Below are 6,484 nucleotides of genomic sequence, written 5' to 3'. Positions count from 1 at the left end.
TGCGTAGCCTGATCCGACGGGCATGGACGTCACACCGCTGGGACGAACGCCCGAACCGCCGACCCTGACCACACGCCTATCCGCGTGAACTCTTAGTTGGATGACGTCGACCGGGGTCATCGCCACGGCGGCGCCCAGCACGATCTGCGCGGTGAACAGGCCCAGGAACAGCGGCGCGTCGCGGAAGCTGCGGGAGACGGAACGCTCCACACCAGCCGCCTCGCCGATGGCATAACTGGCCGACAGCGGGATCGCCGCGCCCGCAAGAGCGGAGGCGCCGATCAGGCCGAGCGCGAAGAGGAGTTCCGCGTTCTGCCCGGCCACCGGCTTGAGGGCCTCGGCGGCCTGCGCGGCGGAGACCAGCGGGCCGGTGCCGCCGATCGCGGCGGCGGTGGTTACCTGACTTTGGCTCGTCAGGGTGACGCCGGATCGTTCGGTGCCCGCTATGAAGCCGCCGAGGGTGTCGGGCCGGTGCTGAAGGCACTTGAGCCGGTTGCGTACGAGGCAAGCGGCTCGAAGAGGGGCAGCGGGTTCAGCTCGAGATCGTCCAGGGGGCCAAGGGGCCGCAGGCCGAGCAGGTTGTGCCGCTGTAGCTCCTGATCGCTGGCCAGGCATGACGAGCAAGCGAGGCGGGACTTCCCGGCGCCACAGCCGCGCCTCATCGGCCCCGGACTCCTATCCGTGACACACGGTGCAAGGTACGGGCTGAGTGTCGAACTGGACGTTTACCGACAGGCTCAGCCCCAGGGTTGGTCCCCGCCTCGTCCGGCAGAGCGGCGGCGGCGTGAGGGATCTACCGCTACAGGTCGAGGACGGCCCGGACAGCGCGGCTGACGCGCTCCATGTCGACGTCGGAGACGTAGCCGAGGAGCTTGCCCTGCTCGAACCGCTCAGGTCGGAAGCCCGCGATGTCAGGGGCCATGACGACACCGCGCACCGGACGGTCGATGGGGACAGTGACCAGAGTGTCCCGCGCGTCCTCCGCCTCCTGAATGATGGCGCACACGATGCCGCCCGGGTGCAGCCGGATCACGGCGTCGTTCTCAAGGACCAGCACGGTTCGTTCCCGGCCCACAGTGGGCACGCGCCACACCGATCCCCGCAAGATTTCGATCACGCAGCGTCCGCCTCGGCAGCGTCCAGCACGTCGTCGATGGGGCCGTCCGCACGCAGTCGCGCGTACTCCGCCATGCCGTCGTGAACCAACTGGTTACGCAGCGCCTTCTCCACGTAGTGAGAGAACCGGTTGGGGCCGGCGATGCCCTGCGCACGCTCGGCGAGTTCCGGCGGGAGGGTGACGCTGTATTTCCCCCGTGCCTGCTCCTTGGGTGTCGTCATGCCAACGATCCTACCGTTCGGAAGACACGGATAGGAGTCCTGGGCCTAGAAGCAGGGCGCCGACGACCGGGCCACTCCCGGCGAGCCCCGCAGGAGGCGTCCTCGCCCCTACGTGGGTGAGCAATAGTCGCTGAGTTCCCAGCCTCATCCACGACCGGCCGGTGCCTGGAGAGTGCCTGCACCAGGGCGTGTTCCCTCGTCCGGGTGAGCGTGGCCCGTTCTGACCCAACCTCGCGCGGAGTGCGTATGCCTCATCCCTGCCGGGCTTTCTTCAGCCTGGGTGCAGTCGAGGAGGCGTGGGTTGGCTCTGGCCGATGACCGACGCCGAGGTGCTCGCCGTCCAGCGGATCGCCGTCACCCCGGCACAGCGGCTGGTCATCGCTTTGGCCGCCGTCCATGCCGCCCGCGCCACGGCAATCCGGCGGCTCACCCTGGACGACCTCGACCTGTCCAACCGCCGGATCACTCTCGCCGGGCATGCCCAACGACTCGGCGAACTGCCCCACCAGACTCTGCTGGCCTGGCTCGATTAACGTTGCACCTTCTGGCCGAAGACCCCCAACCGGCACGTGCTCATCAACGCGAAGACCCCCTGGAGACAGGGCCCGTCAGCGCTGAATACGCGTATCCGCTCAAGCGAAGGGGCCGCGGTGCTCGACGGCCTCGTCGAGGACGGTGTTGTCGATGAGTCCGGCGTGGCGGTCGGCCAGGAGGTCGGCGCGCGCGCTGGCCGGTGTGGCGGCGCGGGAGGCAGTGGAGCAGTGCCGCGCGGCGCTGGCCGCCTTCGAGGACGCGGCGATCGCCGCGCAAGCCGGCGCCCACCCGGGCATCCAGTCCGACGAGAACGTGCTGCCGGCCTCGGCGAAGCTGCGCGCGGAGTAGAAGGGGCAGTCACGTGTGGTGGGGCATACTCATCGCGACCGTGCTGGCGTGCTCGCTGTCTGGGGGGCGCTGCTGATCGCGCTGTGGTGCTGCCGATCGACCTCGTCCCCGACTTCCTGCCGGTCATCGGCCACGCGGACGACGCCATCATCGTCGCGTTCACCCTGCGCTCCGTCGTACGGCGGGCCGGGATCGAGGCGGTACGCGCTCACTGGCCCGGAACCGACGACGGCTTCGCCGTGCTGTCCCGGCTGACCGGGCTGAACCGCGCCACCGACGGCACGTCGGCGGCGCTGTCTGATCCACAGCGGTAAACCAGTACCCCGCCCTCCGGTTGCGGGAGCGGAGCCTGGAGCATGTCGGCGAGGCGGATTGTGAGCGTGGCGCCGACCGCGTCGCGCGCGACCGCCACCGGCAGGCCGACTCGGCACGCGGTGGCCTCGACTGGATCACTGGGGCCGGTGTGCGCACAGACCTCTCGTACGCCCAGCAGGCGGGCCGCGTCGAGGAGTTCAGCCAGGAGCACGTCGCCGAGCCCCGCGCCGACCACGCGGGGCCGATGAGCAGGGCCAGTTCCGCGCCCTCGCCGTCGAGGAGCAGACCGGCGAAGGCCACCGGCCGCCTCCCCGGAGTCTCGGCGAGCACCCCGCAACCCATCCGGGGCGAGACCAGGCGCTCGGCAGCCGCGCGGCAGCCGGACACCGGCAGCGGCGCGCACGCGGCATGCAGGGCGGCGACCGCCCGCCGGTCGGACCACCGCACCGCCCGCAGGGCGATTGCCTCGTCTCCCGGAAGCCGCAGGTGCCCGGCAGGCCAGGAGGCCCGGACGCCGCCGGGTGTCAGCATCGTCAACAGCCGGGCGCCGAGCCGCTCCAGACGGGTGAACGGGAGGGTGGGGCGATTGGCGGTCAGTGTCCCGCCGAGCGGATCCCGCAGCACCAGACGGCAGGGGTTCGGGTCGAGGACGGTGGGTCGGGTGCCGGGCGGATGCCAGCCGATGGCGGCCCCGTTCAGCAGGCGGCCCAGAGTGTGTGGAAGGCCGTCCGGCCTCCAGGGCGCCGGTCCGCGGCGCGCTCGACGGCGGGCTTCCTGGACAAGGATCGATGGCCGCATGCATCCTCCCACCAGCAGAATGTTACACACAGAACAGAAGCTGGCACTATCCGTAACGTGTCGAGTTTGATCGTTTCGCTCCGCCGCACCGCCCCGACCGCCCGCGTCCGATGGCGGTGCCGTTGGTTGCTTGCCGTCGCGCTCGGGGCCTGTGCCGCAGGCGAGGTGACCGAACCTGTACTGCCCGCCCCGCACCTCCTCGCGCCGCTGCTGGCCGGACTCGTCGTCGGCGTTGCGGGTGCCAAGGGTGGCGGTGAAGACCGGCAGCAGGACACTGCCGACAGCGGGGCAGTGCTGAACGCCGCCAGTGTCAGGAGGGTCAGGATCGTCCTTCACGGCTGTGCTCTTGGGCCGGGGTGGCGGGCAGGCCGGCCAGGCGGCGAACGGCGGTGAGCCCGTCGTCGGTGCCGGACCAGTGCCGAGCCAGAGCATCGGCTCCGGCGTGGCGGACGACAGAGCGCAGGACGGCTGCGACCACGATGGCGTCGTCGGCGTAGCCGAGGACGGGGATGAAGTCGGGTACCAGGTCGATGGGCATCGCCAGGTAGGCCAGCAGCAGCCACAGCCGTACGCGTACCCCGCGAGGCAGAGTCTGGTCGCGGGCGAGGCGGGGGATGAGCCGCAGCAGGTCGGGCAGCAGCCGGATCGCCTCGGTGAGCAGGCCGCCGCGCGGGCGGACAAGGGCCAGGGCCGCGAGGGTGAGCAGCCAGAACAGCAGCAACCCGCCGGTCACGGCCGGAGTTATGGACAGCCAGGTGCTCACAGCCGGTGCCCTTCCACGGCGCGCAGCCGGACCGGGCCACGGCCCGAACCGGTGTCGGGTGTGGTCTCGGCGGCCAAGGCGGCGGCCTCGAACACCTTCAACGCCTTGCGGGCTCGGTCGAGTTCGGCGCGGACCTCGGCGCCGATCGGGGCGGCGAAGTAGTCCCGGGCGGCGATCTTTGCCACCCATGCTTCGAAGCGGGCCAGATCGGCCTCGGACTCCTCGACCTCGGCGAAGGTGGTGCGGCCCTTGGCGGTCTCGGTTTCGATCTCAGTGAAGAAGGCGGGCAGCCGTTCCAGGACCTCGCCGTACTCCACGGTCACAGCCTGGCGGAACTCGCCGATCAGTTCGCCGCGCTCGACAGGGTCGGACAGGCGCACGTGCAAACAGCGGGCGGTGCCGCCCTCGGCGCGCACCTTGTCGACCAGCTTGCGTACCGCGCCGGCCACTGGCGGGCGGTCGGGCAGCAGACACACCGACTGCTGCACGTACACCGCCCCGAGTCCGCGCAGCTTGCGCCACACATGCACCCGCAAGGAGTCCGTGCCCCCGGCCGTGCTTACCGCCACCAGCAGCCAGGCGTCCTCGCTCCCTGCCGACTTCATCATCTCCTCGTCGTTCATGATTGCGAATGATATGTCCGTAACGTCATTACCGATGGCGCCTGGCTCCGCTCTGCGCCTTACTTGGCGACCCCTCGCCCATTCAGGGCCCGTGTCGCATAGTCGTCATGTTACGGCTGTAACATGCGTGCCTGTCCGTGGGGCCGCTGCCCCGTGCGGTCTCACGGACACCCGGCCAGGCCCGGCCGGGCGCCGTCGTCTTCGTCGACCCGTGTGGAGCGCATCCGCGATGTCTTGGTTCGAGGCCACCGTGCTGGGCCTGCTGCAGGGGCTCACCGAGTTCCTGCCCGTCTCCTCCAGCGCCCATCTGAGGGTGTTCTCCGCCTTGTTCGGCTGGGGCGATCCCGGCGCGGCGTTCACCGCCGTCACGCAGCTGGGCACCGAGTCCGCGGTGCTGATCTATTTCCGCCGCGACATCGCCGCGATCATCGGCGCCTGGTCCGTCTCGCTGGTGCGGCCGGAGCGACGCAAGGACCCCAATGCCCGGATGGGCTGGTTCGTTATGGTCGGCACGCTGCCCATCGGCATCCTCGGCGTCACTTTTCAGGACACCATCGAGACCTCCCTGCGCGACCTGCGGATCACCGCCGCCATGCTGATCGTGTTCGGACTGATCCTGGCGGTCGCCGACCGCTCCCGGGCGGTGCGCCACGCCAAGCCGATTACCGAGCTGACCTTCCCCCACGCCCTGGGCTACGGCTTCGCCCAGGCGCTGGCCCTCATCCCTGGGGTGTCCCGTTCCGGGGGAACCATCAGTGCGGGGCTGCTGATGGGTTACTCCCGGGAGGCCGCGGCCCGGTACTCGTTCCTGCTGGCCATCCCCGCGGTTGTGGCCTCCGGCACCCTGGAACTGTTCAAGATCGGCGAAGGCCCGGCCCCGGACTGGGGCCCGACCCTGCTGGCCACCGGTATCGCCTTCGTGGTCGGCTACGCCGCCATCGCCTGGTTCCTGAAGTACATCTCGAACAACAGCTTCGCCCCCTTCGTGGTCTACCGCGTCATCCTTGGTGTGGTGATCGCGGTCCTGGTCACTGCCGGCGCGCTGGCCCCCGCCGCCGGCGCCATCGAGTAGCCGCCCACCCCGCTCCCACCAACCCGCGCAGCACCCATGCGCGCAAAGAGCCTTCGCCCCATGACCACTCTCGCGCTCGGCCTCGCCTGGCTCGACCCCGACTACCTGATCTCGACCTTCGGCCTGCTGGGCATCTTGGCGGTCGTCTTCGCCGAGTCGGGCTTGCTGATCGGCTTCTTCCTGCCCGGCGACTCGCTGCTGTTCACCACTGGCCTGCTCGTGGCGGGCCAGCAGTACCTCACGCAGCCGCTGTGGCTGGTCTGCACCCTGGTCGTGGCGGCGGCAATCGCCGGCGACCAGGTCGGGTACCTTTTCGGCCGCAAGGTTGGCCCCGCGCTGTTCCGCCGCCCTGACTCGAAGTTCTTCAAGCAGGAGAACGTGGAGAAGGCCCACGACTTCTTCGAGAAGTGCGGGCCGCGCTCGATCGTGCTCGCCCGCTTCGTGCCCAACGTGCGCATCTTCACCCCGATCGTGGCCGGCGTAAGCCACATGAACTACCGCATGTTCGTCCTCTACAACGTCATCGGCGGCGTCGGGGGCTCGGGCGTCACCATCCTCGGCTACTTCCTCGGGCAGATCGCCTTCGTCAAGAACAACATCGAGGCGATCCTCATCGGCATCGTCGTGGTCTCCGTCCTCCCGATCGCGATCGAGCTGCTGAAGGCGCGGCGCAGTGCGCGCTGCGCGTCCTGA

General features: G+C 69.9%; 11 protein-coding genes. 6 read left to right on the top strand and 5 right to left on the bottom strand.

Annotated features, from left to right (window positions below):
• The coding region (locus tag ACFY4A_RS33180) for a divalent metal cation transporter (protein ID WP_390833039.1) at positions 1-417 on the bottom strand (417 nt) is incomplete at its 3' end.
• 125 nt (positions 418-542) lie between these two features.
• Here ACFY4A_RS33180 and ACFY4A_RS33175 point away from each other — a divergent pair.
• On the top strand, positions 543-593 hold the full coding sequence (locus ACFY4A_RS33175; RefSeq protein WP_390833038.1) for a hypothetical protein: 51 nt from the start codon (positions 543-545) through the stop codon (positions 591-593).
• Between the two features lie 206 nt (positions 594-799).
• Here ACFY4A_RS33175 and ACFY4A_RS33170 read toward each other — a convergent pair whose 3' ends face one another.
• A complete protein-coding gene (locus tag ACFY4A_RS33170) occupies positions 800-1,093 on the bottom strand; it encodes a type II toxin-antitoxin system PemK/MazF family toxin (RefSeq protein ID WP_390833037.1) in 294 nt (97 codons plus the stop codon).
• 20 nt (positions 1,094-1,113) lie between these two features.
• Positions 1,114-1,338, bottom strand: coding sequence for a hypothetical protein (locus ACFY4A_RS33165; RefSeq protein WP_390833032.1), 225 nt, complete (start codon positions 1,336-1,338; stop codon positions 1,114-1,116).
• A 314-nt stretch (positions 1,339-1,652) separates the two neighbouring features.
• On the opposite strand from ACFY4A_RS33165, the gene ACFY4A_RS33160 reads away from it, so the two are divergent.
• From ACFY4A_RS33160 to ACFY4A_RS33150, 3 genes are all read left to right on the top strand, one after another.
• The gene (locus ACFY4A_RS33160) at positions 1,653-1,871 is read left to right on the top strand and encodes a hypothetical protein (RefSeq protein ID WP_390833031.1); all 219 of its coding nucleotides are present in this window, start codon (positions 1,653-1,655) and stop codon (positions 1,869-1,871) included.
• Between the two features lie 151 nt (positions 1,872-2,022).
• The gene (locus ACFY4A_RS33155; RefSeq protein ID WP_390833030.1) at positions 2,023-2,220 is read left to right on the top strand and encodes a hypothetical protein; all 198 of its coding nucleotides are present in this window, start codon (positions 2,023-2,025) and stop codon (positions 2,218-2,220) included.
• An 83-nt stretch (positions 2,221-2,303) separates the two neighbouring features.
• Positions 2,304-2,534 (top strand): YkvA family protein, encoded by a 231-nt coding sequence (locus ACFY4A_RS33150; RefSeq protein ID WP_390833029.1) that lies wholly within the window; start codon positions 2,304-2,306, stop codon positions 2,532-2,534.
• A gap of 1,118 nt (positions 2,535-3,652) precedes the next feature.
• Here ACFY4A_RS33150 and ACFY4A_RS33145 read toward each other — a convergent pair.
• Together ACFY4A_RS33145 and ACFY4A_RS33140 are read right to left on the bottom strand one after the other, a co-directional pair.
• A complete protein-coding gene (locus tag ACFY4A_RS33145) occupies positions 3,653-4,096 on the bottom strand; it encodes a YkvA family protein (protein WP_390833028.1) in 444 nt (147 codons plus the stop codon).
• Positions 4,093-4,719 (bottom strand): Chromate resistance protein ChrB, encoded by a 627-nt coding sequence (locus tag ACFY4A_RS33140; RefSeq protein WP_390833027.1) that lies wholly within the window; start codon positions 4,717-4,719, stop codon positions 4,093-4,095. The genes ACFY4A_RS33145 and ACFY4A_RS33140 overlap by 4 nt, the downstream gene beginning before the upstream one ends.
• 229 nt (positions 4,720-4,948) lie before the next feature.
• On the opposite strand from ACFY4A_RS33140, the gene ACFY4A_RS33135 reads away from it, so the two are divergent.
• Complete coding sequence (locus ACFY4A_RS33135; RefSeq protein WP_390833026.1) at positions 4,949-5,791, top strand: undecaprenyl-diphosphate phosphatase; 843 nt, start codon at positions 4,949-4,951, stop codon at positions 5,789-5,791.
• 60 nt (positions 5,792-5,851) lie between these two features.
• The gene (locus tag ACFY4A_RS33130; RefSeq protein ID WP_390833024.1) at positions 5,852-6,484 is read left to right on the top strand and encodes a DedA family protein; all 633 of its coding nucleotides are present in this window, start codon (positions 5,852-5,854) and stop codon (positions 6,482-6,484) included.

The sequence above is a fragment of the Streptomyces sp. NPDC001292 genome (assembly GCF_042896465.1).
Lineage (GTDB): Bacteria > Actinomycetota > Actinomycetes > Streptomycetales > Streptomycetaceae > Streptomyces.
Note: the sequence above shows the minus strand (reverse complement) of the source record. Positions and strands in the feature narration are given on the sequence as shown.